Below are 24,502 nucleotides of genomic sequence, written 5' to 3' on the forward strand. Positions count from 1 at the left end.
GCTCCTATTGCATAGTTATTTAGTAGGTTTTAAGATTTTAACATAGAAAGACATCAAGTGTCAATCTGTAAAGAAGATGAAACTTACCAGAGAATATTATACAGCCATACAATGAGTTTTGGCAAAGATAATGTGTGAAAAATCTCTTTCCTCTTTAATTTATGGACTTTAAAGAAGGGATATATTACAATGAGATAGTATTTATATTATCGTAGTTTATTTGCGATAAAAGGAGAGGTAGTTCCCATGAAGGTTTTGGTAACCGGCGGGGCCGGATTTATTGGTTCTCATGTAGTCAGGGCCCTTTTGGCTGAGGGGCATGAGGTGACAGTGCTGGATAACCTTTTCACCGGTTCGTTGGATCATATACCCTTGAGCGAGGTGCACAGCTGGGTCATGGACATCCGGGGGACGCGGGCCAGGCGGGAGATTGAGTTCAGCCGCTTCGATGCCATTGTGCATCTGGCTGGGCAAACCATGGTGGATATGTCCTTGAAAGACCCCTACTATGATGCAGATGAGAATCTCATGGGCACGGTAAATATATTGGAAGCTGCCCGCAAGAGCGGCGTGGGCCGGATTGTGATGGCATCTACGGCAGCAGTCTATGGGGATGTGGCCCAGAGCCGACTGCCCCTGGTGGAGGAAACGCCACTGCTGCCCCCGTCTTTCTACGGCTTTACCAAGATGGCAGTGGAGCATTACCTTTCCCTCTATTATAGGAATTACGGCCTTCCCTATGTGGTCCTGCGCTTTGCCAATGTGTACGGCGAGCGTCAGGGAGACAAGGGCGAGGGCGGCGTCATCAGCATCTTTGCCAAGCGCATTGCCAAGGGGCAGGGCATCACCATCTTCGGAGATGGGGAGCAGACCCGGGACTTCATCTATGCCGGGGATGTGGCTGGCGGCATATTGGCAGCCCTGAAAACCGAGAATGTGAATACGGAGTATAATCTGGCCACCCAGACGGAGACTTCTCTCAATCAGCTGATACACCTCTTTGCCGAGGTGGCAGGCAGGGATATTGAGCCTGAGTATGCGGACGCACGCAAGGGGGATATCCGCCGCTCCATGCTGGCCAATGGGAAGGCAAAAGCGGGGTTGGGCTGGGAGCCAAAGGTGAGCCTGAAGGAAGGGCTGGCCAACACTTATGAGTATTTTGCCAGGAAATGAGGCTTATTATGTATAAATCTTTGAAGAAATGTATGGGGCTGAAAAAGTCCGTTTCAGCATTGCTGGCGGCCATGCTGATTTCCCTGCCGGGGGCATCTTCCCTGGCTATGGAATCCATCATGCCCTACAGTGAGGTCTGGGGCGGGGAGACCGGCACGGCTTACACTGTGGTGGACGGCTCCGGAGAGATCCAGCCGTTTCAGGTGGATCTGATCGGCAAGATGGACGGGGGCAAGGGAGGCAGTCGTTCCATCATGGCCCGTGCTTCCGGGGCGCTCATTGAGCAGACTGGCGGAGTATTGCAGGGCATGAGCGGCAGCCCCATCTATGTGGAGGGACGCCTGGTGGGTGCCCTGGCGGCAGGCATCAAGGACATGGCCCCCTATACCTTCTTCATCACTCCCATCGAGGATATGCTGCCCCTCTGGAGTCTGCCTGACAACAAGAACAAGGGCAGGCTCGCGACATTCGACCTGAAGAAGTATCAGGAGGACAAGGCCAAGAAGGCAGAGGAAGAAGCCAAGAAAGAGGCCAAGGCTGAGGGCGAGAGTGCTGCAGAAGAGAAGCAGGACGCTCCTGAGGCGGAAAATGCTGCAGAAGAGAAGCAGGACGCCCCTGAGGCGGAAAATGCTGCAGCAGGAAAGCAGGACGTTCCTGAGGCGGAAAATGCCGCAGCAGGCAGGCAGGACGCTCCTGAGGCGGCAAAGTCCGCAGCTGAAGCTGATGAGGCGGGCAAGGCTCCTGCAGCTGCAGAGGCCGGCAGTGAGGAAAAGTCTGAGGCTGGGGCAGCTGAACCTGCTCTGGAAGAGACCGCCGTGGCTGAAAAGAACGAAGCTGGTGAACCTGTTGCAGAAATGGAGAAGGAGCCAAAGAGCACTCTGTTTTTCTCCGGTTTCAATACCAGCGGTCTTGATTACCTGAAGAAGAAGCTCGATCCCAAAGGGGAGCTTTCCTTCGTGCCCATGGGCATCGAGGCGGGGCAGGGCTTCCTCGCCACCCGTTACAATGCGGAGCTGCAGCCCGGCAGCCCCGTTGGGGTGGCAGTGGTCTGCGGCGATTTCTCCGTGGGAGCCACCGGCACGGTCACGGCCGTGGAAGGAAAGAAGGTGCTGGCTTTCGGCCATTCCTTCCTGCACAAGGGCAATGTGAACTATTTCATGACTGATGCCAGCGTGGTGGGGACCATCAGCGGGCCGGCTGCAGGCATGAAGATTGCCAATATGGGTTCCATCATCGGTCGGGTGAATCAGGACCGCGAGACCGGTGTGGCCGGCATCCTGGGAGAGTTCCCCTCGGTGGTGCCCATGAAGATAAGGGTGGAGGACAAGACCCTGGGCCGCCAGGACAACTACGGGGTGCGCATTGCCTATGACGAGGACTACCTGCCCCAGCTGACGGCAGGGGTGGCCTATGCTGCTGTGGCCAAGACCAGTGACACCACCGCAGGTGCTACCGCCAAGGTTGACTTCACCATCCGCACGGACGCCCTGCCCGGAGGCAAGGTCACACGCAGCAATATGTTCTACGGGGCTGAGGATGTGGGGCAGAATGCCGTGGGGGAACTGGCGCAGGCCATGAACCTCATCTGTAATAATAAGGATAAGGAAAGCGATATCGTAGATGTGCAGGCAGATATTTCCCTGGAGGAAGGCCGCCATACTGCCAGCCTGGTGTCTGCAACGCCGGAGAAGATGACGGCGGCTCCCGGTGAGACGGTGAATTTCAAGACCACCATCAAGCCCTATCGCGGCGAGAAACAGACCCTCACCATTCCCTACACGGTGCCGAAGCTCCAGCAGGAGGGTACACTGCACCTGGATGTGCGGGGAGGCGGCTTCATCCCCGTCACCGCCGCCATGCTGCTGCAGCAGGTGGGCCTTGAGACAGCTGATGAGGAAGGCAAGAACCAGAAGGTGGCAGACAGGCTCCAGAATCTCATGGACACCCCCAGGAACAACGAAATAATCATCGCTCCCGGGGCAGGCCAGCCTCCCACTTCGGAAAAAGAGCAGCGCCGCATGATCCGTGAGGCTGCCAAGGCTGCCAAGGCCCAGGCCGAGGAGGAGAAGAAGAACCACAAAGTGGAGTTCCTGAAGGACAAGAAAAAGGACGACCAGACCCGCTTCGAGACAGAGTATATTATAGATAATGTCATCCATGCCACCCTCAAGGTTGAAAGGCCTTAAAAGTATTGCCAGTACAAGGGGTTAATGGTAATATATGTAGTGTTGCTTTAGAATACGCAAGTTTTATTGATAGATACCCGCAGCAGCGGGGGGCTTTTCAAGCCTTAGGGGGATTGTAAGCAAGAATGGAAAAACTTATCATACATGGAGGCCGTCCCATGCGGGGACGGGTGAAAATCAGCGGGGCCAAGAATGCAGTGCTGCCTATCATAGCAGCTACCCTGCTGGGGCAGGATAATCCCAGCGTGCTGGACGAGGTGCCGGCCCTGGAGGACGTCTACACCATCACCGAGGTGCTGAAGCAGTTGGGGGTCAGCGCCAGCTTTGATGAGGAGAAGCATCAGCTCACCGTGGACAGCCGGGTTATCGGCAGCTGCGAGGCGCCCTACGACCTGGTGCGGAAGATGCGCGCTTCCTTCCTGATCATGGGGCCGCTTCTGGCACGCTGCGGTCAGGCCAAGATATCGCTTCCCGGCGGCTGTGCTATCGGCACCCGTCCCATTGACCTCCATCTGAAGGGCTTCGAGGCCCTGGGGGCTGAAATCAAGATTGGCCACGGCTACATCGAGGCCAATGCTCCGGAGGGGCTGAAAGGCACGAAGATTTATCTGGACTTCCCCAGCGTGGGGGCCACGGAGAACATTATCATGGCCGCTTCCATGGCTGAGGGCCAGACGGTGCTGGAAAACCCGGCCCAGGAGCCGGAAATCGTGGATCTGGCCAACTACCTCAATGTCATGGGAGCCAAGATTCGCGGAGCTGGCACCAATGTCATCAAGATCGAGGGACAGCCGAAGCTCAGGGGACGGGACTACACCATCATCCCTGACCGTATTGAAGCTGGCACCTACATGGTGGCAGCAGCCATGACCCGTGGGGATGTCTATATCGAAAATGCCATTTCCGAGCATTTGAAGCCCGTCATTGCCAAGCTCAAGGAAGCTGGTGTGACGGTGGAGGAGGATATGAACGGCATCAGAGTGGCCTGCGAGAAGCGCACCCGCGCCGTGGACATCAAGACCATGCCTTATCCAGGCTTCCCCACTGATATGCAGGCTCAGTTCATGGCCATGCTGGCTGTATCTGAGGGCACGGGCATGGTGACGGAAACCGTGTTCGAGAACCGCTTCATGCACGTCGATGAACTGAAGCGCATGGGGGCCCAGATCAAGATTGACGGCCGCACTTCCGTGGTGGAAGGCGTGGAAGGTCTCACCGGCTGCCAGGTGAAGGCGACAGATCTGCGCGCTGGCGCGGCTATGGTGCTGGCAGGTCTGGTGGCTGAAGGGGAAACCCAGGTGGGATATATACATCATATTGACCGTGGGTATGACCAGCTGGTTGAGAAGCTGGTGGGGCTCGGGGCAGATATTGCCAGGGTTGACCAGTAAGATGTAAGTTAATAGGCTCCTCTTAGGGGAGCCTTTTTTCTATAAGTTTAGTTGCCAGGGGCGTGCTTTTTCTTTCCAGAAAGAAAAAGCACCAAAAAGGTAAACATGCCGGTGGCATGTTTACGCGGGCTGCCTTCCTTCACGGAAGCCAAAGCCCGCCGGGCGCCCATCCTTGGGCGCCAAGGGGTTGGGAGTTTGAGGGGGCTTGTAGCGTGAAACGCAAACTTATTGTGGGAATCTCTGTGGCAATTATCTTCTTGATAGCCATCGTCAGCGGTTCGCTGTATGTCATGAATCATCGTGAGGCGACGGCTCAGACTGCCAGTTCCAAGCAGGAGCAAAAAACAGAAAATAATAAGGAGCAGCAGAAACTCCTCACTACTGACGAGCAGGTGGAAGATATCTTATCCCGTATGTCTTTGACTGAGAAAATTGGGCAGCTGATGATGGTTAGCCTGCCTGGTACGGAGGTGGATGATGAGGCACGTTATGCCTTGCATCAGTTCCACTATGGCGGTATCGTGCTCTTTGACAGGAACTTTGAGAGCAAGGAACAGGTCAAGAACTTCGTTCTGGATGTGCAGTCCGGAGCGGGGGAGAAGGTGCCTCTCTTTGTGGCCATTGATGAGGAAGGGGGACTGGTGTCCCGGGGCAAGGAGGTCATCCCGCCGCCGCCTTCGGCTGAGGCTGTGGGGAAGGAGAACAAGGAGTTCGCCAGGAAGCTGGCTTCAGCTGTGGCAGGCGACCTCAGGGAAATTGGCGTGAATGTGAACTTCGCGCCGGTGGCTGATTTGGGCCTGGGCCGGGAGCGCTCCTACAGCACGAGTCCTTATGAAGTGCTGAAATTCGTCCAGGCTGTCGGAGAGGGCTATCATGAAAAGGGACTTATCTACACCCTGAAGCATTTCCCCGGCATAGGCAAGGGCACGGTGGATTCCCACGAGGATTTTTCCTCCATCGAAGCCACGGAGCATGAGCTGAGGAAAGAGGACCTGGTGCCCTTCCGGGAGACCATCAACGGCACGGACAAGGGCAGGCCCATGGACTACATGATCATGGTGGGCCATTTCCGCTATCCTGCCTTTGATACCGAGAATCCCGCCAGCCTGTCAGCCAAGATCATCACAGGCCTCCTGCGCAAGGACTTGGGCTACGAAGGCCTTATCATCACTGACGATCTGGGCATGGGAGCCATTATCAAGCAGTACACCTTCGGAGAGGCCGCAGTGAAGGCCTTCCAGGCAGGCTCCGACCTGATACTGGTCTGCCATGACTATGGTCACGCCGAGGAGGCCTATATGGGGATCCTCAATGCAGTAAAAGAAGGGAAAATCAGCGAGAAGCGGGTGGACGAATCTGTGCGCCGCATCATCAAGACTAAGTTCAGGCATGGCTTGAAGCCAGTGCAGTAAAAAAATCCTCCCTACAATGAGGGAGGATTTTTTATACGTTTTGTGACAGGGTTTCCTGCCACTCTCTGTCGTGACCCATGAGGGTGGAAATGCGGTTGATGTTGTAAACTATTTCTGAAGCATTCCCCTGGGACCGTTCAATAGCTTCCCTGTAGAGCAGGGCCAGGGCCAGGAAGGCTCTGCCGTTATGCCTGAGGGTGCCGTCCAAGGTGCAGGGGAAAAGCTCTACGAAATACTCTGATACCAGGATGTTTTCCAGCATGAGTTCCAGGGGGGGCAGAGCTTCCTCTGTCTTTATGGGATGCAGGGCCTTCAGGTGCTGATTCCTGCTCTCGGGCACAGCCAAGGTTTCCCTCAGGCCGGGGAAGTGCTCATCCAGTTCCCAGGAGAGTCCTTCCTCCCGCTCTCCGCCGCCGTGGCTGTAGTCATCGGAGAGTGCAAGGAGCTTTTCGAAGTCTCCGGCCTCCACTGCCTGGTCAGCTTCCCTCAAATAGGCCAGCAGGGCGGAGAGTTTTTCAAGCAGCGGCATTTTCAGCTGCAGGATATTCAGCCCCGTGTCCTGCAGGAGCAGGCAGGAGGCCGCCACACCTTCCTCACCCTTCTGGCAGGCGATTTCCTGCCAGAAGGAGGGGCGGCTTGCGTCACGCTCCCTCCATTTGAACTCGACAAGCGTGTCACGGAAAAGGGCCAGCTTGGCTGCCAGAGGACAGGACAGGGAGAGGCTCATCTGGAAGCTGCCGCCGATATCCACGGGCTTCCGGGGATAGATGGCGCAGGTGCTCCCCAGATATTCCTCCCCGTGCTGCCGCTGTATCCCGCAGAGAAAATCCTTCCGCAGGAAGTGACATACCTTCTGCTCCCCGAAATCCCAGGCCCAAGGGGCCTGCCCTTCCTCTCCATGCACAAGGCGCTTCAGCATCTCACTGCCCTGCGCCGCAGGCAGCCCCTTGTACTTCTCATAAGTCTCCCCATCCACAAACACCGTCCAAAGCCGGCAGCACTGCGCCCCGCACCGCTGCCCGTCGCAGATGAATTTTTCCAGATAATCAGGCTCAAGGCAAAGCATGGCAAAACCTCCCCATTGTGATTGCTAGAGGTCCTTTCGACTTCAGGCATCATTTTTCCTGTCTGCTATTGTCAGAAAAAACAAAAAGCACTTGTCCGTTGAATGGGCAAGTGCTTTTTTGCTATGGCATATTCTCCTGCAGTTTCTCGATTTTCTTTCTTAGTTCCATCTCATTATAAGCCATCAAAAATTCTATGCCGTAGATGATGAAGCTGACGATGAATTTGAACCAGACAAAGAGGGCGAAGAGGCCGAACAGGGAGCCGTAGGCGATGCCCATGCTGGGAATCAGGGTCATGCACCAGCCATAGACTCCTGTCACCATCAGCCACAGGCAGGTGACCAGGAGGGCTGTGATGAGGGCCTGCCGGAAGGGGGGCGTGTAGGAGTGGGGGGCGAAGATGTAGAAGCAGGTCAGCCATACCACCAGCACCACGAAGGGCAGGAAGATGCGCAGGACATTCCAGAGGGTGAGAAAGACAGTGGAGAAGTGGCTGCTTTCGTTAAGATAATAAACCAGGGAATTGCCGAAGACCGGCAGGCCCAGGGTGAGGAAGATTACCACCATCAGGCCGAAGGTGAAGATGATGCCTTTGGCGTAGACCAGCACATTGTGGCGGTTGTCCCGGGCCATGGAGGCAGTTTGAGCGTAGTCAAGGCTGTCCGTAGCCCGGGTCAGTATCACCAGACCCTGTACGAAGCTGTAGAGGGAGAAAAGGCCCGTCACCCACATCCAGAGGGTGCTGTGGGCGGCCATGATGCGCTTGATATCCGCCATAAGGGGGCCCGCCATGCGCTCCGGCAGGTAGTGGGCAGCCATGCCGTAGATGGCGTCCACCTGTGAGGACATCACAAACAGCATCAGGTTCACCGTGAAGACCAGAAAAGGCAGGAAGCCCAGCAGGAAGTAGTAGGCCGTACCCGAGGCCATATCGAACCAGCTGGCAATCTTATGGTAGTCCGTAAAACGTTGATAGAAGAAGTAGAGGGTCTCCCAGACGGGGGAGAATTTTTTTAAAAGGCTTTGCACAAGTTCATCCATAAATGTCCACCTTGCCTATATTTTTCACCTTTATGTGATACTATAATCTACTTACAAGATTTCCGCCCCTTGCAGGGCTGTGATTCTAGTATAGCACACCGGGGAGGTGCGGCCATGAAAATAGAAAGATTGCTGGTCTTTGGAGATATTCACGGCAAGTGGGATAAATTCCTTTCAGCTTATGAGAAAGTGCATTTCAATCCTGCCAGGGATATGATGATTTTCCTGGGAGATTATCTGGACCGGGGAAAAGATCCCGTACCCGTCATGGAGTGGGTGCTGGGGCACGCCCATGAGGATAACATGGTCTTCCTCAAGGGCAACCATGAGGATATGTTCTACCGGGCCATGAAGCAGTGCAGGGAGGGCCTGGGGAGCTGGGATGATGTGGAGCTCACCTGCGAACTGATAAGCTGGCTCCCCAATGGCGGCAATGCAACCTTGAAGCAGCTCATAGCCAGCGGGAAGGGGGAGGACTTGCTGCCCGCCTGGCTGAAATTCATAGAAAAGCTCCCCCTCTATACAGAAGTGCAGACTGAGGGGAAGACCTACTGGTTCATGCACGCTGACTGCAGTCCGGAGCTGCCCCTGACGGAGCAGTCGGAGGAAAAACTGCTCTGGCACCGCCATCTGGCCACCCATCCCTGGGATCAGACGGGGGAACAGACCATTGTCTTGGGACACACCCCTGTGCAGAGCATAGGTTACGAGCCGGTACCCCAAATTTTGGAGGAGGGACGTCTGGTGCTCATGGATACGGGCAGCTTCCTGCCCACAGGCAGGGTTTCCTGCCTGGATCTTTTGACGGGCATGGTTTACCAATCAGACTAGGGCGTGTTGATTAATTAACTAAGCTCATTTAATCAACACGCCCTGCCGTGTTGGCATCAAGTCGGGGGTATGCTAAAATTAGAGTATGATTTAGACGATGAGAATTTGGGGAGTTAGGGGTAGAGGTTTTGGGAAAGATAATTCTTAGTTATATGGCAGCCCTTGGCATCCTGTTGATTTTATCTGTGGAAGTGGGCTTTATGCGGCTGGTCTGGGCTGAGTACAGCCCGGAGGATGCGCCGGAAGCATTTTTTTCTGATGTTTTTACTAATACTCTGGCCTTGCAGGAGCCTCTGCAGTACACGCAGGTTCCCCGGGGGGATGACCAGGCCCGTATGCCTGCTGACTTGCAGGTGCTGCTGGAAGAACGGATGGCTGACTACGCCATCTACTACCTGCGTCCTGACCTGGAGCAGGAACCCTTTGTTCAGAGCTCCCGCCAGCAGCAGCCCGCCAGCATGATCAAGCTCTTTGTCATGGCCAAGGCCATGGAGGACGTGAAGGCAGGCCGCATGAGTCTGGAGGAACCGGTAACCCTGCAAAAGGAAGACGTGGTAGGCGGGGCTGGGAAGCTCACCATCTACAATCTGGGAACGCCTATCACAGTTAGGGAACTCATCACCCTCATGATACAGGCCAGTGACAACACCGCTACCAACGCCCTGATCACCAAGCTGGGCATGGGGGAAATAAATGCCTACCTGGAACGGGAAGGCTATCATGATACCAAGATAAATCACAAGATGATGCTCCAGAAAGTGGAGACCATGGAGAAGAAGGGCAAGCGCCTGCAGAAGGTAGTGACGAAACTGCCGGATAATCTTTCCTCTGTGCAGGACGTCGGCACGCTTTTCACCCGCCTCTACAAGCATGAATGTGTGGGGCCGCAGGAGGATGAAATCATGATAGACATCCTCAAGGGACAGGAGGACACGGCTTGCTTCAACGCTGCCCTGCCTGACTGGCAGATAGCCCACAAAACCGGTGAAATCAGCGGGCTTTTCCATGACGGCGGCATCTTCTACGGCTCGGAGGGAAATTTCGTGCTGGTCATCTTCTGCGAGAAGTACGCCGGGCGCCAGATTGCCATCGAGGATATACAGGAAATGGCCTGGTATTTTGCGGCCAGGCTGTCGGATTTGAAAAATAAGTGACGAATAGTCAGGGGGAAATTGTAATATTTCCCTGCTCCGCACGTATGTATGTGTATATAAGTGTTGATGGCAAGGGAGGCATGCATCATGAAATGGTGGAAGAAACTGCTGATAGCAGTGGGGATATTGGCTGCTTTGGGGCTGGGGCTGATTGGCTATGGTGTCTCGAAGGTAAGTGATGTCTATGAGGAAAAGATCCAGCCCGATATGCAGCGCTACGTGCAGATGACTAAGGCGGAGCAGGATGAATACGTCATTGCTCACATGGAGGACCTGATGAAGTCCATCCAGAGTGATGATACAGATGAAAAAGTAAAACTGGAGACAGAAGCTATCGAGAAGGATCCGGCTTCGCGGCAGGCGGCTGTGGAAGTGGGCCGCTCCATGTGCGCTGTCCTGCTCAGTGCCTCTGAAGATATAACCAGCAAGCTCTCAGCGGCAGACAAGGCCAAGTACGAGGAGGAAGGCAAAGCCCTGGAGGCCAGGGGGAAAGCCTTTGATAAGGCAGTGGAAGACTACGCCGCCAGCAAGTCTAAGTAACAGGTGGTATACGGGATACGCAAAACAAAGAGGATGTGAAGAAATGCGGGAGCATTTGTCCACATCCTCTTTTTCTATGAAATATCCTATTATAACTCGGAAGAAGATGTCCCCCACCTCTATAGGTGGGGGTGGCGAATATCATAACAGGCGGGAGCGCATATCTCCCGCCTCGTTGAAACACTGATTGGAAGATTTTGTCTATCGACAAAATTTGAACAATGGTGTTATAAAAACGGCGGTAGATGTTTCACGTGAAACATCTACCGCCGGGAAAACATCAGTTTTTCTCACCGAGGTAGTCCTGCCTATAGATATACAGCAGGGCAATAGACACTCCTGCGGAAACGACCTCCGCTACTGCCTGGCATATCCACAAGCTCTTGGCGCCAAAGATCAGTGGCAGGCCGAAAATCGCCAGGGTCTGAAAGAGAAAGGTACGGCAAATGGCAATGATGGCCGAGATCTTTCCGTTGTTCAGCCCGGTGAAATATGCCGCAGCATAGATATTGAAGCCCTGCAGGATAAAGGCCAGAGCAAAGGCTTTCAGAGCTTCCTCGGCCAAGGCACAGACTGACGGATCATAGCCCACATAAACTTCTGCTATCCAGCCGGCAGTTATCTGTGCCAGGGCAAACATCAGTATGCCAAAGCCTAAGTTGAGGACGATGCCCTTTTTTAGCAGGCTTCTCAATTCCAGGTGGTTTTGTGCGCCGAAATGGTAGCCTACGATGGAATTTGCCTCAAGGCACAAGGCGGCGAATACGGCAGTGAAGATGCCCTCGACGAATACTACCACGCCAAAGGCGGCCACTCCGTCCTCGCCCATGAAGCGCAGCAGCTGTATGTTGTAAAAGACGAAAACGACGGAGATGGCCATGTCATCCACCATTTCCGACAAACCGTTGGAGCAGGTAGCAAACAGGGCTTTGCCATCGAACTTGTAGGAGGTGAAGTGCAGGCAGCTGCTGTTGGGGCGGGAGAAGTAGTAGAGGGGGATGAGCCCGTTGATGCAGGCACCTATGCCCGTAGCCACTGCAGCGCCCACCATTTCCCACTGAAATACCACGATGAAGAGATAGTCAAAGATGATGTTGCTGAACATGTTGGCAACGGAAAGATAAAATCCCAATTGGGGTTTCTCGGCAGTTATCAGTATGCTTTGGAAAGCATAGCCTACAATCATAACAGGCAGGAAGAGGAAAAGGGTTCGCCCGTAGGGCAGGCCATATTCCATGATGCTGGGGGTAGCGCCGATCAGCTCGCCTATCTCCGGCAGGAAGATGAAACCCAAAACTGCCAAAGCGACACCGATAGTGAAAGCTGTCTTGATGAGCATGGTGAAAATCTGCCGGGCCCGTTCCTCTTTGCCGCGTCCCAGCTCCGAAGCTATGAGAGCGCTGCCACCTGTGCCAAACATATAGCCGATGACGGAAAGCATGAGCTGGAAGGGGTAGATGATATTGACTGCCGCGAAAGCTGTCTTGCCGATATAGTTTGACACGAAGAAGCCATCGATAATATCGTAGGTTATGGCAATCAGTACAGTGCCAATGGTAGGCGCGGCAAAAAGCAGTATCTTTTTATAGGTGAAGTGATCAGATAATTTTATATCCATTTTCTCACCCCAAGATAAATTTCACAAAAGTTTCCATATACAGATTGTGGAACTTTACGATGCGGTTCCGGGAGAAGATATTGCCTGCCCACTCAAATTCTTATTCAAGGTAGCCTGAGTTGTCATTGTTCTCCAGGAACTCCAGCTCCAGCGTTGTTCCCGGAGCACGGTATTCGTTGGGCAACGGCAGATAGAAGGGCTGCAGCTCATCAAGCTCATCAGCGTTGATGTTGAGCTGATAGTTCACCTCCATGGGGGCCTCCTGGTAGGATTTGTAATTGGCAAAGAAGTAGTCGTAGCTGGAATGTGTGATTCCCTCCGTTACCTGTTTCTTTACTTCGGCCAGCAGGTTTTCCATGCTGTCTATCTGCTCCATGTGTACCCCCACAGGCAGATTCTTTATCAGCATGCCTACGGAATTGGCTGCATATCCTCCCAGACGGTTGTTGAAAATCCAGTTGGTCATGATGTGCTTTTGGCCGGAAAATTCGTGGAGGGCCTGAATGGCTGATGCTATGGCAATCACGCTTCTGGAAGCGTGCAGGCGCTCTTCTGCCTCGGCCAGGTCAGTCTCGTCAAAGGGCAGCTTGATCTGCCGCGAATCTGCCTCCAGGTTCAGGTCCGACTTGTTGCCCTTGTCTGGCTCGGGGATGCTGCACCAGTCATAGCCGCCGTAGGTTGAGAGGAAATATGATTTGTCTTCCTCATACTGAGGGGATGCGCGCAGCTTTTCTTCCTTGGCCAGATAAGTGCAGTAGTAATCACGGGGCAGGGGCTCCCCGCGATAAGCCCTGATGATGTCCGACATGAGGAGCCCCAGGGAGGAGCCATCCATGGCCAGGTGATGCACATCAAAGAACATATAAATGTAGCGGGGGGATTTGAAAAGCCTCACTCTGACCAGAGGGTCTTTGAAGATATTGAAGGGGCGTATCAGATCCTTTGAGAGTCTGATGATTTCCAGGTCGCTCAGATATTCATAGCTGATTTCCTGGAGAAGTTCCGGGGTATAAGTCTGCACCAGTTCCCCTGCATCATTGAAGCTTATCTTCATGGCCAGGGCCGGGTGATTGCGAAGGGCCTCATTGACGGCTTTTTGCAATTTATCCGGGTCTGTTTTCCTGGAAAAGCGGAAGAAGTAGGACATATTGTTGAACATGGTGGATTGGAGTTTGGCAAATTGATTGTCCACCATCTCTATCTGCATGGGAGATAATCTATGGGGCTTTTTCCGCTCCTTGTCCTCACGCTCGTCCAGGGATTCATCAGAACCTCGTTCTGCCAAAAGGGCTGCCAGGCGTTCTACTGTGCGCAGCGAAAATACATCAGCGCTGGAAATGCCCTTGTCCATCAGCTTTGAGACCAGCACCATGCTGGAGAGGGAGTCGCCTCCCAGCTGGAAGAAATCATCTTCGATGCTCACGGCCTCCGGGTCCAGATGCAGTACCTCTGCGAAGGTGTGGCAGATATAGCGCTCGGTGTCATTGCGGGGAGGGACATATTTGCTCTCACCATGGGCAGGTTCAATCTGGGGCAGCTGCTTGCGGTCGATCTTGCCGTTTACAGTTTGGGGCATCGTTTCCAGCTGCAGCATGGCGGTGGGAATCATGTAATCAGGCAGCCGTGTCTTCATGAAGGCAAGGAGTTCTTCTGTGACAGTAGCTCCTTCGGCAGAGGCAGTGAAGTAGCCTGCCAGGTAATCAGATTTGCCTGCACGCTGCAGGACTTTTACCGCGCAGGAGTCTATGGCAGGGTGTTCACCCATGACTTTTTCTATTTCATCCAGCTCTATGCGGAACCCGCGCAGCTTGATTTGATTGTCGATGCGCCCATGGATCCTTATCTTGCCATCCCTGGTCCAGGAGGCCAGATCACCGCTGTGATATGCCCTGTGCCCGTTGCAGGTGAAAAAGGCCTTGGCGGTGCGTTCAGGCATATTGATATAGCCCCGGCCCACACAAGCCCCGCAGATAATGAGCTCGCCTTTTTCCTCCAGGGGCAGGAAGTCTCCCTGCTGGTCCACCACATAAAACTTCGTATTCACCATGGGGCCGCCTACGACGATTTCTCCCTCTGCTTCCATGAGGGCAGAGGAGCAGCCCATGGTACATTCTGTGGGGCCGTAGACATTCATGATGACGCTATCAGGGCGCAGCGCCCGCAGCCTGGTAAAAAGCCCGGCAGGGAAGGCCTCTGCTCCCACATCGTAAAAGGTCACCTGCTTCAGAGCCTCCCGGCATTCGGGGATGTTCAGGATGCTGAGGAGGAAAGTGGGGGTGCAGGTTATGCCATTGACCCCTGCGGACTGTATGAGCTTTGACAGGAGAAATGGGTCGTGTATCTCATCTTCAGTGGCTATGCATACAGTGCAGCCATTGGAGAGAGGGACAAATTCTTCCACAATGGAAACGTCAAAGGAAAAGGCGGCCATGGCCAGGGATACCCGTCCCTCTTGGACGAAGTGCATGATTTCTATGGATTTTTCATCCCGTTCCATGTAGTTGGCAAAACTGTGCTGCTCAATCATAACCCCCTTGGGCTTGCCGGTGGAGCCGGAGGTATAGATCACATAAGCCAGATCATGGGGGCCAATCTCTGTAGACAGCGGCGTGGTATCGGCAGAGGCCAGGATTTTCTCTATGGTGAGGAGTTCAAACTTCCCCTTTAGGTCAGTGCGGGCAGCTTTTATCCTGGCAGAGGTGATGAGCAAAGGCGCCCCGGCATCTTCCAGGCAGAAAGATATCCTCTCGTCAGGGTAGGAAGTGACGAAGGGCAGAAAAGCTGCCCCGGCCTTCAGTATGCCCTGCTCGGCAACATAAGCCCAAACTGTACGCTCCAGCAACACCCCTATGACGATATCACGGCAAGGGCTGCCACCATGCTGCTCCTTCCCGGCAGCCAGTTTTCTTTGCAGGAAATTGGCCACGATGTTGGTCTGGGCATCTAACTCACTGTAAGTCATTTCCTGGTTGGGGGCATAAATTACAGCTGTCTTATGGGGATGCTTTTGTGCCTGTGCCTGAATCCGCTGGGAAACAGAGACAAAGGGAAAGTTATTTTCGGTTTGATTGAATTTATCCTGCTCCAGCAGCGCAAGCCTGCTGGCTTCATTTTTTTCCGGTCTGTCCATGAGTATCACACCATCTTTCTCCGGTATCGCTTTTATGTATCCTGCTCGTGGCAGAGAGTTAGTAATATGTTATATTCGCTTGTCATAGGTGTTTTACCTGCAAAAGCTCCTCTGAGCTGTTTTCCATGCTAAAAACGGCGGTAAATGTTTCACGTGAAACATTTACTGCCGTTTCTCAGTCATGTATCAAAGACGCATCCTATATGTAAAAATCTCAAGCAACTTTTGCAGCTTCAATCATCTTGAGGACATCTGCATGGGAGATGCTCTTGCCATTGTAAGAATACTTGTTGTCCTTGGACATGAAGCCGGTGCCGAGCACGCCTACGCTCAGGTCATGGGAGATGCCAAGCTGGCTCAGGCCCTTGCCTACAGCTTCCCGCAGCAGAATGTTGACCGGACCGGCCACGCCGCTCTTGTCGTTCAAGGCGCTGTGGATCTCGGCTACAACTTCTCCGAAGATGCCGCCCTTCTTGGCGAAGGCATCTGCCAGCTGATTGACTTCTGTAAGAGTCCCACCGGCTACGAAATCCAGTTCAAAATCATTCAGCTTCTTGTTGATCATTGCGTTCTTCATTTTCATCTACTCCCTTCGGTGGTTGTCTTTGTTTGTGTTTTTGTTTTCTGTCTATACATACGCACCGGCGGGGAAAGTATTACAGAATATCTTAAAAGTTTTTTGAAATGTTTCCGATAGGTAGGCATCAGCATTCTTGTTATTGAAACAATACACCATTATGGTTTATAATAGGGGTGAGGTGGAGAGTATGCCAAATGTCTTGGATAAATACAAGCCTACATATGATCTGAATTCTTTCAAGCATTCTGATTACGGTATAAAGCAGTCGGCCTTGTCTGGGGCTGCTGCTATGGGCTTTGAACGCAGGGATATCTTGCAGGCGGTAGAATCCATGCAGCCGAAGCATTTCTATAAGTCGATGACTTCCTATAACAATCATAGGATATGGCAGGATGTTTATCATGTTCCATATAAAGGATACATGGTGTATATAAAGTTTACTCAGGGAATACTTACCGAGTTTGACTTGTTGTCCTTTAAGGAGAAATGAGGTGCTGTCATGGAAGATGTGATGTATGACGTTGAGACAGGAGCAGAACTTAGGAGGGATATTCGTCCCTTTACCATAACCTACCAGGGGAGGAGCAGGACTTTCAATATGCCAGGCTGGTATCCTGCAGGGGAAGAGTGTGAGGCTACTTTTACGCAGGAGGATTTGAAGGTCTACGACAAAGAAATCAAGGTGCTCAAAGCTGAGGCGGAGCATTTGCTTCTGCCGGAGGAAATTCGTTCTATCCGCAAGCGATTGAAACTGACCCAGGTTCAAGCTGGAATTATCCTGGGTGGTGGTAAGAGGGCTTTTCAGAAATACGAGAACGGCGATGTGCTGCCCAGTAGGGCGATATCAAACCTTTTACGGTTGCTGTCCGTAAATCCGGCTTTGCTAGGTACATTGCCGCAGTAAGGTGGCTGCGATATATTGCATTATAAAAACGGCGGTAGATGTTTCACGTGAAACATTTACCGCCGTTTTCGATTCGTCAGGCAACTTTTTGCTGTCTTTTATTTCTCTATGAGTTTTTCTGCCAGCTTAACCGCTGCCACGCCATCTTTGGCGTAGGCATCGGCTCCGGCACTGTCGGCGTAGTCCTGGGTAAGGCAGGCACCGCCTACCATGACTTTGGCTTTTGAACCTGCTTCCCTGAGGTCGGCGATGACTTTGTCAATCTGCACCATGGTGGTAGTCATGAGGGCGCAGAGCCCCACGATATCCGCCTGTTTCTCCAGGGCGGCCTTGACGATTTCCTCACTGTCCACATCACGGCCCAGGTCGATGAGCTCGAAGCCGGAGTTCTTGAGGAGTGCTCCCACGATATTCTTGCCCAGGTCGTGGACATCGCCTTTGACGGTGGCCAGCACCACGGTGCCCTTCTTCACAGTTTCTGTCTCCGGGGCGGCTTCCTGCAAATGGTTGAAGGCTTCCCTCATGGTCTCTGCAGAGAGCAGCACCTGGGGCAGGAACATGCGGCCTGCGCCGAAGTCCTCGCCGATGTCCGTCATGGCAGCGGTGAGGGCTTTTTCCGTGATGGTGTTGGGGTCATGTCCTTCGGCCAGTGCCTTGTCGATGAGGGGCACCACTTCGTCCTTCTCACCGGAAATAACCGTCTGCTTCAGAGCTTCCAATACGGGCAGGTCGGTGGTTTTCATGGCAGCTGCCGCCTTGGGCACGGCCAGATTTGCCTCGTTCTGGCTGTACTTCAGGCCGCAGGGGTCTTTGCCCAGGAGGGCTGCGGCGGCAGAGAGGGCCTCCTGCATCTTCTCGTCATAGGGATTCATGATGGGGGCCGTAAGGCCGGCGGCCAGGCACATGGAGAAGAAAGTGGCGTTGATAAGGGGCCGGTTGGGCAGGCCGAAGGAAATATTGGAAAGGCCCATGGTGGTGGGCAGTCCCTGGGCCGTCACCTGACGCAGGGTTTCAAAGACGGAGCGGGCGGCCTTTTCGTCAGCGGAAAGAGTCATGACCAGGGCATCAACCAGGAAGTCTCCCTCCGTCAGGCCAGCCTCTTTTGCCTTGGTGATGATGGTATGGACGTGGGCCAGCCTTTCCTCCACACTCTTGGGCAGGCCTCCGTCGGTGAGGGGCAGGCAGAGGATGGCGGCGCCGTATTTCTTCGCCAGGGGCAGGAATTTTTCCAGTCGTTCCTTTTCCGCAGAAACTGAGTTGATGAGGGCTCTGCCCGGGTAGGCGCGCAGCCCTGCCTCAAGAGCCTCCGGGTCGCTGGTGTCGATGGCCAGGGGGGCATCGGTGAGCTGGGCGATTTCCGTCACGGCTTTCTTCATGGCGGCGGTCTGGTCTATGCCGCCCACCCCCATGTTCACATCCAGCACCTGGGCCCCGGCCTTAACCTGACCCAGAGCTTCTTTCTTCACGGACAGGAAGGAGCCTTCCTTGATCTCTGCCGCCAGCTTCTTGCGGCCTGTGGGGTTGATGCGCTCGCCAATGAGCACCGTGGGCAGGCTGCTGTCAATGCAGACTGACTTGCTGCGGCTGGTGAGCCAGAGTTTTCTGGGGGAGGTGTCCCTTGCAGGTTCTTCCTTATCCTTCACAGCTTCAGCCAGCGCCCTGATATGCTCCGGGGTGGTGCCGCAGCAGCCCCCGAGATAAGTGGCGCCCGCTGCTAAGAGCTTCGGTCCCCAGGTGCCGAAGTCCTTGGGCCCCATGGGGAACTTGGTCTCCCCGTTTTCCAGGTAGGGCATGCCTGCGTTGGGCTGGACGCTGATGGGCACCCGGCAGTTGGCTGCCAGAGTTTTAACCACAGGCAGGAGCTGCTCCGGTCCCAGGGAGCAGTTGACACCGATGACATCTGCTCCCAGCGCTTCCAGCAGGATGGCAGCGCTCTGAGGGTCGGTGCCTGTCACGGTGCGCCCGTCCTCGCTGTAGGAGAACTGGCAGATTTTCGTCAGGGCAGGGGCCGCTTCATGGGCAGCCAAAAGAGCTGCCCTCATTTCCTGCAAGTCGATGCAGGTCTCGATAATCAGGGCATCTGCACCACCCTCGGCCAGAGCTTTGGCCTGAGCAAGATAGTTCTGATAGGCTTCCTCGAAGTCCAAATCTCCCAGAGGGGCGATAAAGCGGCCAATGGGGCCCATGGAGCCAACTACTTTAGCCTGCACGCCAGCTTCTGCAATGGCCTCTTTGGCCACCGCCACGGCAGCCTTGTTCAGCTCAGCCATGCGGTCCGTGAGCCCATAGTGGGCCAGCTTCAAAGGGCTGGCTCCGAAGGTATTTGTCTCGATATGGTCAGCCCCGGCCTTGAGATAGGCCAGATGCACGCTTTTCACAACATCGGGGGCCTCTACGTTCATCAGCTCCGGTGCTGCTCCCGGCTTCAGTCCCCCTGCCTGCAGCATGGTGCCCATGGCCCCGTCAAAAATATGTATCATAAATAATCACTTCCTGTATCAATAAATTGTAAAGATGTAACTATTGTACTTCAATAACGGGGAAAAGTACATAAATTTATCTTCCTATAAAATATTCATTAGGCTTTTGAATATGGATTAGAAAAATCAGAAAAACTTGACATATATGACATCGGTGCTATAATGAAGCTGTAGGAACTTATTGCACCATAGCGAGGAACATTAGGTTACTACAATAAGGTCTAGCCTATGGCTAGTACCGCAAAGCTCTGACGGCTCGCCTTTTGGCGGGCCGTCATCTTTATAATGGCATATATTAGTAATGGCAAATTTGCTTGGATGATACAGTAGGATAGAATTTCTGAAATGACATGGCAAAGGAGTGGGAGTATGGATTTGCGCTATGTGTTAGGTCTGGACATAGGGATAGCTTCCGTGGGCTGGGCGGTACTGGCTCTTGACGATAATGATGAGCCGTACAAAATAGTGGCGCTTAATTCCAGGATCTTTGAAAAGGCAGAGAATCCTAAAGATGGTTCTTCATTGGCTGCGCCACGGCGCGAAGCCAGAAGCATGAGGCGCAGGCTCCGTCGCCGTCGGCATAGGAGTGAGCGTGTACGCCATCTGTTGGTAAGAGAAGGCGTTTTGTCTGTGGAGGAAGCAAAGTCCTTGTGTTCCTCAGCTATTCCGAAAAATTTTGTGCGTGGCAAGGGGTTGCACGCCTTGCGCTATGAAGGGCTGGACAGGAAACTTTCACCTGTGGAGTGGAGCAGGGTGTTGCTATACTTTGCCAAGCATCGTGGCTTCAAATCCAATAGAAAGAATGAGCCTGCTGATAAGGAAGAAGGGCGTGTTCTTCAGTCCATTGCCGCCAATATGGAACTGCTGTCAAAGTATCGCAGCGCAGGTGAAATGCTCTACTTGGATGAAAGATTCAAGATTAGGAAGCGCAATGCTTCTGATGACTATAAAATGACCATCAGCCGTGATATGCTGCTGATGGAAATCAAAACTCTATTTGCAAGCCAGAGAAATCATGGCAATCCCTATGCAGGTGATGAATTGGAGGAGGCTTATACGAGCATCTTCCTGTCTCAGCGCAACTTTGACGAAGGCCCCGGCGAAGGGAGTCCCTATGCGGGCAATCAGATAGAGAAGATGATAGGGACGTGTACTCTGGAAGGGAAAGATGAACTTCGGGCTCCTAAGGCCAGCTATTCCTTCATGCGGTTCAATCTCCTGCAGAAACTGAGCCATATCCGCATCCGTGGCAAGGCGGGGGAGAGAGCACTGACGGAAGAAGAAATAAAAAGGCTGGAGGCCCTGGCCTGGTCAAATGCCAGCCTGAACTACGGACATTTCAGAAAAGAACTGGGACTGGCTGATACGGACAGGTTTGCAGATGTGTACTACCATACGGAAGATTTTGTGCAGGAGGAAAAGAAGAACAAAATCAAAATCACAGCAGCTTACCATGAAATAGTCAAAGCTTTGAAGGATAAAGGCAAGGAATATACAGCCACATTATCAATAGATCAACTTGATGCGATAGCATACGCATTTTCTGCCTATAAGAGTGACAGCAAAATAAGGGATTATATGCAGGCAAAGGGGATATTGTCAGAAGATGTTGAACTTTTGTTGACAAACCTGTCTGGTTTTAGCAAGTTTGGTCATATTTCCATCAAGGCTTGCAGGAAACTTATTCCTTATTTGGAGAAGGGCATGGCATATACAAAAGCCTGTGAAGCTGCAGGTTATAAAGACGAGTCAGTTCAAAAAGGAGAAACTTTGCCAGGCAATATCAAGGAAGTAAAAAATATAACAAATCCGGTTGTAAAGAGAGCGGTCAGCCAGACTATTAAGGTTATAAACGCCATAGTGGGTGAGTATGGCAGCCCGGTGGAAATTCATATCGAGTTAGCGCGTGAAATGGCACGAAGTAAAAAAGACCGGGATGCGATGACTTCCAGTATGGAAAAAAATAAAGCCGAGAATGAGAAGATAAAAAAGGATCTGATGGAAAAAGGCTTGCTTTCCCCAAAAGGGTTGGACATTATAAAGTGGAAGCTTTATAAAGAGCAGAAGGGAGAATGTGCCTATAGTCAGAAAACCATTAAGGTGGAGAGGCTTCTTCATGAGGAGGGATATGCAGAGGTTGACCACATCCTGCCTTACAGTCGGTCCTTTGATGATAGCTTCCGCAATAAGGTGCTGGTGCTGACAGGAGAAAATCGCAAGAAGGGCAATCGGACGCCTATGGAATATTTTGCCGATATGCCAGAGCGGAAGCATGCATTTGTGACATGGTGCAAGGTGAATATCCGTGATTTCAAGAAGCGTGAGCACTTATTAAAGGAAAACTATGACCGTGAAGATGTGGGCTGGAAGGACAGGCATTTGAATGATACCAGATACATAACCAAACTGGTCAAGAATATTATAGAGAACTATCTACTGATGGCTCCCTTTAAGACCAATCGTAAGAAGAATGTGGTAGCAGTCAATGGTGCAGTCACGTCCTATGTGCGGAAAAGGTTGGGCATTGCAAAAATCCGTGAGGATGGCGATTTGCATCACGCCGTTGATGCTGCGGTGATTGCCTGTGTCACGGACGGGATGATAAACCGTATCAGCAGATATAGTAAGCGCAGGGAAATCCTCTATAACAATAAGCTGGTGGATGAAGAAACAGGAGAAATTATCAAGGAAAGGGAAGTCTTTCCTGAACCTTGGCCCTGGTTCCGCAAGGAACTTGAAGCCAGAACCAGCAAGAATCCTGCCTTTTTCATACGGGAAATGAAATTGCCGACATATACAGAAGCGGAATTGGAAAAACTGCATGAACCATTTGTATCAAGGATGCCATGCCACAAAGTGCGCGGGGCAGGACACAAGGAAACTATCCGTAGTCCCCGCTTGCGTGAGGAAGGGAGGTCTGTGACGAAGAAATTACTTACGGAATTGAAGCTCACGAAAGACAAAAGAAAGATAGAGGGGTATGTCAATCCTGAGAGTGACAGGCTGCTATATGAGGCTCTTTATGAACGACTTTGTATGTTTGATGGTAATGCTAAAGAGGCGTTCTCAGAACCATTTTATAAGCCAAAAGCCGATGGAGGACAAGGACCATTGGTAAAAAAGGTGAAGATATCAGAAGTATCTACCTTGAGTGTTCCTGTGAATAATGGTAAGGGGATGGCGGATAGTGACCGTATGCTAAGAGTAGATGTATTTTATATCTCAGAAGGAAAGAAAAAGGGGTATTATTTGGTGCCTATATATGTGGCGGATACTCTGAAATCTGTTTTACCTAAAAAGGCAGTAAAAGCACATAAATCTTATGAAGAGTGGGATGAAATGAAAGCTGAGGATTTTGTTTTTTCTCTGTATCCTAATGATTTAGTCTATATTGAACATAAAAGTGGATTCAAGTTGAAGTTAATTAACAAGAAAAGCACCTTACAGAATGAAATGTATAGAAAGGATGGATATTTTTATTATTGTTCGATGAATATATCAACAGGGGTTTTAAACCTTGAAAATTTTGATGGAACTTATCAAGTGGAAAGTTTAGGTGCAAAGACATTGATTTGTTTGCGTAAAGGAGAAATTGATACTCTGGGAAATACCAGGCTTTTAGAGAAAGAAGAACGTCAGGATTTTAGGCAGATGAAAAAGGACAGATACAAGAAAGTGTGATTGAATATGTATCGACAAGTGATAGTACAAAGGGAGGCAAGGATATATCAAAAGGAAAACCAGTTAATCATAGAAAATGAAACAGCTTACAAAATACCTATAGAGGATATAGACACTCTGGTCATTGCCAATCGCAGGGTCAATATCTCTGCCTATTGTCTGGATAGTTTGGTGGCAAATGGCAGTTCGGTGGTAATTTGCGGAAAGAATTATCATCCTGCGGGCATAGTCCTGCCTTTTGCTGGATATTCCCGTAGACTGAAGATGATTCGTGTCCAGATTGATCAGCCCAAGCCACGATTGAAGCAACTTTGGCGTACGATAGTACAGCAGAAGATATTGAATCAAGGGAAATGCTTACAGTTGGCGGGAGCAAAAGATGTAGTAAGTGCATTGGCTGAAAAGGTGCGCTCCGGGGATAAGGGGAATGTGGAAGGTTGGGCTGCGGCTAGATATTTTCCTGCCCTGTTTGGCGATGGATTTGAACGTCACGAGGAAGATTTCCTGAATGGCGTGCTGAATTTTGGCTATGCTATCATGCGCAGCTCCCTGGCCAGGTTTTTGGCGGCATACGGCTTTGAGCCAAGCTTGGGTATTTTTCACCGCAGTGAGACAAATGCCTTCAATCTTGCAGATGACCTTTTGGAGCCATTTCGTCCGGTAGTGGATTTGTATGCGAGCACCTGTGAAATTCCAGCTATGGAAGAATTGACTCCCACCATAAAAAAGGATTTGGTTGGTTTGCTATCAGCTGATGTTCTGTATGGAAAGGAGAGGGTGAGCGTGGACTATGCAGCAGAGCAGGTAGTGCAAAATTTGCGAAGGTGCTATTTGGAGCCGGAGGAGCAGCTTCAGCTGCCGCAGCTGCTACCTCTGCAAATGCACAAGTATGAGTAGGTTTATGCGGTTGTTGGTTATGTTTGATTTGCCTGTAGTGAGCAGTGAAGATCGTAAGGCGGCAGCTGAATTCCGAAGGTTCCTGCTCAATGATGGGTATTACATGATGCAGTATTCGGTCTATGTAAGAATTTGCAACGGCTATGAAGCGGCGCAGAAACATATCGGTAGGCTCAAGCAGAAATTGCCGGAGCATGGTTCTGTGCGTGCATTGACGGTGACAGAGAAGCAGTTTATGTCTATGCAGATATTATGTGGACAACGGCACCAAGATTTTGATAAAAATCATCAGGAGCAGATGGTTTTAGACTTGTGAAGAATATTTTACAGCAAAATCCCCCTTGATAAAGCTAACGCTATCAAGGGGGATTTTGTATTGAGATTGTACCATAGCGAGGAATATTAGGGAACTACAAC

The 24,502-nt window shown here is 52.0% G+C and carries 18 protein-coding genes; 12 read left to right on the forward strand and 6 right to left on the reverse strand.

Annotated elements, in window-relative coordinates:
• Nucleotides 1–246: 246 nt before the first annotated feature.
• The 4 genes from BLW59_RS02775 to BLW59_RS02790 all read left to right on the forward strand — a co-directional run bounded on the left by BLW59_RS02775 (nt 247) and on the right by BLW59_RS02790 (nt 6,162).
• On the forward strand, nt 247–1,173 hold the full coding sequence (locus BLW59_RS02775; protein WP_074695982.1) for an NAD-dependent epimerase/dehydratase family protein: 927 nt from the start codon (nt 247–249) through the stop codon (nt 1,171–1,173).
• An 8-nt stretch (nt 1,174–1,181) separates the two neighbouring features.
• Nucleotides 1,182–3,359: a SpoIVB peptidase S55 domain-containing protein gene (locus BLW59_RS02780; RefSeq protein WP_318258254.1), complete on the forward strand. Its 2,178-nt coding sequence runs from the start codon at nt 1,182–1,184 to the stop codon at nt 3,357–3,359.
• 125 nt (nt 3,360–3,484) lie between these two features.
• Nucleotides 3,485–4,750 carry a UDP-N-acetylglucosamine 1-carboxyvinyltransferase gene (murA, locus tag BLW59_RS02785; RefSeq protein ID WP_074695985.1) on the forward strand — a complete coding sequence of 422 codons (1,266 nt, stop codon included), beginning with the start codon at nt 3,485–3,487 and terminating at the stop codon, nt 4,748–4,750.
• Nucleotides 4,751–4,962: 212 nt separating this feature from the next.
• Nucleotides 4,963–6,162, forward strand: a complete 1,200-nt coding sequence (locus BLW59_RS02790; RefSeq protein ID WP_074695987.1) for a glycoside hydrolase family 3 protein — start codon at nt 4,963–4,965, stop codon at nt 6,160–6,162.
• A 31-nt stretch (nt 6,163–6,193) separates the two neighbouring features.
• On the opposite strand, the gene fliB is transcribed toward BLW59_RS02790, so the two are convergent.
• On the reverse strand, nt 6,194–7,228 hold the full coding sequence (fliB, locus tag BLW59_RS02795) for a flagellin lysine-N-methylase (RefSeq protein ID WP_074695989.1): 1,035 nt from the start codon (nt 7,226–7,228) through the stop codon (nt 6,194–6,196).
• 121 nt (nt 7,229–7,349) lie between these two features.
• Nucleotides 7,350–8,270: a YihY/virulence factor BrkB family protein gene (locus BLW59_RS02800; RefSeq protein ID WP_074695992.1), complete on the reverse strand. Its 921-nt coding sequence runs from the start codon at nt 8,268–8,270 to the stop codon at nt 7,350–7,352.
• 114 nt (nt 8,271–8,384) lie between these two features.
• Between BLW59_RS02800 and BLW59_RS02805 the strand changes: the two genes are divergently transcribed.
• The 3 genes from BLW59_RS02805 to BLW59_RS02815 all read left to right on the forward strand — a co-directional run bounded on the left by BLW59_RS02805 (nt 8,385) and on the right by BLW59_RS02815 (nt 10,795).
• Entirely contained in the window at nt 8,385–9,101 is a 717-nt protein-coding gene (locus tag BLW59_RS02805) for a metallophosphoesterase (protein ID WP_074695994.1), read from the forward strand.
• A gap of 128 nt (nt 9,102–9,229) precedes the next feature.
• Entirely contained in the window at nt 9,230–10,255 is a 1,026-nt protein-coding gene (locus BLW59_RS02810) for a serine hydrolase (RefSeq protein ID WP_139283510.1), read from the forward strand.
• An 87-nt stretch (nt 10,256–10,342) separates the two neighbouring features.
• Nucleotides 10,343–10,795 carry a hypothetical protein gene (locus BLW59_RS02815; protein WP_074695999.1) on the forward strand — a complete coding sequence of 151 codons (453 nt, stop codon included), beginning with the start codon at nt 10,343–10,345 and terminating at the stop codon, nt 10,793–10,795.
• Nucleotides 10,796–11,075: 280 nt separating this feature from the next.
• Here the strand turns inward: BLW59_RS02815 and BLW59_RS02820 are convergent, their stop codons facing one another.
• The 3 genes from BLW59_RS02820 to BLW59_RS02830 all read right to left on the reverse strand — a co-directional run bounded on the left by BLW59_RS02820 (nt 11,076) and on the right by BLW59_RS02830 (nt 16,120).
• A complete protein-coding gene (locus BLW59_RS02820) occupies nt 11,076–12,413 on the reverse strand; it encodes an MATE family efflux transporter (RefSeq protein WP_074696002.1) in 1,338 nt (445 codons plus the stop codon).
• Between the two features lie 100 nt (nt 12,414–12,513).
• Entirely contained in the window at nt 12,514–15,543 is a 3,030-nt protein-coding gene (locus BLW59_RS02825) for an amino acid adenylation domain-containing protein (RefSeq protein WP_139283511.1), read from the reverse strand.
• A 214-nt stretch (nt 15,544–15,757) separates the two neighbouring features.
• Nucleotides 15,758–16,120 carry a hypothetical protein gene (locus tag BLW59_RS02830; protein WP_074696007.1) on the reverse strand — a complete coding sequence of 121 codons (363 nt, stop codon included), beginning with the start codon at nt 16,118–16,120 and terminating at the stop codon, nt 15,758–15,760.
• 190 nt (nt 16,121–16,310) lie between these two features.
• Here BLW59_RS02830 and BLW59_RS02835 point away from each other — a divergent pair, with 190 nt between their 5' ends.
• Both BLW59_RS02835 and BLW59_RS02840 read left to right on the forward strand, forming a co-directional pair.
• The gene (locus BLW59_RS02835; RefSeq protein ID WP_217634597.1) at nt 16,311–16,613 is read left to right on the forward strand and encodes a type II toxin-antitoxin system MqsR family toxin; all 303 of its coding nucleotides are present in this window, start codon (nt 16,311–16,313) and stop codon (nt 16,611–16,613) included.
• 9 nt (nt 16,614–16,622) lie between these two features.
• The gene (locus tag BLW59_RS02840) at nt 16,623–17,027 is read left to right on the forward strand and encodes a type II toxin-antitoxin system MqsA family antitoxin (protein WP_029542406.1); all 405 of its coding nucleotides are present in this window, start codon (nt 16,623–16,625) and stop codon (nt 17,025–17,027) included.
• 98 nt (nt 17,028–17,125) lie between these two features.
• On the opposite strand, the gene BLW59_RS02845 is transcribed toward BLW59_RS02840, so the two are convergent.
• The gene (locus tag BLW59_RS02845; RefSeq protein ID WP_074696010.1) at nt 17,126–19,507 is read right to left on the reverse strand and encodes a homocysteine S-methyltransferase family protein; all 2,382 of its coding nucleotides are present in this window, start codon (nt 19,505–19,507) and stop codon (nt 17,126–17,128) included.
• Nucleotides 19,508–19,876: 369 nt separating this feature from the next.
• On the opposite strand from BLW59_RS02845, the gene cas9 reads away from it, so the two are divergent.
• Genes cas9 through cas2 form a run of 3 tightly spaced genes read left to right on the forward strand, consistent with a single transcriptional unit; the run spans nt 19,877 to nt 24,401 of the window.
• Nucleotides 19,877–23,188 carry a type II CRISPR RNA-guided endonuclease Cas9 gene (gene cas9, locus BLW59_RS02850; RefSeq protein WP_074696012.1) on the forward strand — a complete coding sequence of 1,104 codons (3,312 nt, stop codon included), beginning with the start codon at nt 19,877–19,879 and terminating at the stop codon, nt 23,186–23,188.
• 6 nt (nt 23,189–23,194) lie between these two features.
• Nucleotides 23,195–24,085 (forward strand): type II CRISPR-associated endonuclease Cas1, encoded by an 891-nt coding sequence (cas1, locus tag BLW59_RS02855; protein WP_074696015.1) that lies wholly within the window; start codon nt 23,195–23,197, stop codon nt 24,083–24,085.
• A gap of 4 nt (nt 24,086–24,089) precedes the next feature.
• Complete coding sequence (gene cas2, locus BLW59_RS02860; RefSeq protein WP_081348366.1) at nt 24,090–24,401, forward strand: CRISPR-associated endonuclease Cas2; 312 nt, start codon at nt 24,090–24,092, stop codon at nt 24,399–24,401.
• Nucleotides 24,402–24,502: the final 101 nt, after the last annotated feature.

This window comes from Selenomonas sp. KH1T6, from assembly GCF_900108415.1.
GTDB classification, from domain to species: Bacteria; Bacillota; Negativicutes; order Selenomonadales; family Selenomonadaceae; genus Selenomonas_B; species Selenomonas_B ruminantium_A.

Excerpts from the sequence above, each read along its gene's own strand:
- BLW59_RS02835 (WP_217634597.1), top strand. The coding sequence starts at position 16,311 with ATGCCAAATGTCTTGGATAAATACAAGCCTACATATGATCTGAATTCT.
- BLW59_RS02840 (WP_029542406.1), top strand. The coding sequence starts at position 16,623 with ATGGAAGATGTGATGTATGACGTTGAGACAGGAGCAGAACTTAGGAGG.
- BLW59_RS02825 (WP_139283511.1), bottom strand. The coding sequence starts at position 15,543 with ATGGACAGACCGGAAAAAAATGAAGCCAGCAGGCTTGCGCTGCTGGAG.
- BLW59_RS02845 (WP_074696010.1), bottom strand. The coding sequence starts at position 19,507 with ATGATACATATTTTTGACGGGGCCATGGGCACCATGCTGCAGGCAGGG.
- cas9 (WP_074696012.1), top strand. The coding sequence starts at position 19,877 with ATGGATTTGCGCTATGTGTTAGGTCTGGACATAGGGATAGCTTCCGTG.
- fliB (WP_074695989.1), bottom strand. The coding sequence starts at position 7,228 with ATGCTTTGCCTTGAGCCTGATTATCTGGAAAAATTCATCTGCGACGGG.
- BLW59_RS02805 (WP_074695994.1), top strand. The coding sequence starts at position 8,385 with ATGAAAATAGAAAGATTGCTGGTCTTTGGAGATATTCACGGCAAGTGG.
- murA (WP_074695985.1), top strand. The coding sequence starts at position 3,485 with ATGGAAAAACTTATCATACATGGAGGCCGTCCCATGCGGGGACGGGTG.
- cas1 (WP_074696015.1), top strand. The coding sequence starts at position 23,195 with ATGTATCGACAAGTGATAGTACAAAGGGAGGCAAGGATATATCAAAAG.
- cas2 (WP_081348366.1), top strand. The coding sequence starts at position 24,090 with ATGCGGTTGTTGGTTATGTTTGATTTGCCTGTAGTGAGCAGTGAAGAT.
- BLW59_RS02800 (WP_074695992.1), bottom strand. The coding sequence starts at position 8,270 with ATGGATGAACTTGTGCAAAGCCTTTTAAAAAAATTCTCCCCCGTCTGG.
- BLW59_RS02780 (WP_318258254.1), top strand. The coding sequence starts at position 1,182 with ATGTATAAATCTTTGAAGAAATGTATGGGGCTGAAAAAGTCCGTTTCA.
- BLW59_RS02820 (WP_074696002.1), bottom strand. The coding sequence starts at position 12,413 with ATGGATATAAAATTATCTGATCACTTCACCTATAAAAAGATACTGCTT.
- BLW59_RS02830 (WP_074696007.1), bottom strand. The coding sequence starts at position 16,120 with ATGAAGAACGCAATGATCAACAAGAAGCTGAATGATTTTGAACTGGAT.
- BLW59_RS02775 (WP_074695982.1), top strand. The coding sequence starts at position 247 with ATGAAGGTTTTGGTAACCGGCGGGGCCGGATTTATTGGTTCTCATGTA.
- BLW59_RS02815 (WP_074695999.1), top strand. The coding sequence starts at position 10,343 with ATGAAATGGTGGAAGAAACTGCTGATAGCAGTGGGGATATTGGCTGCT.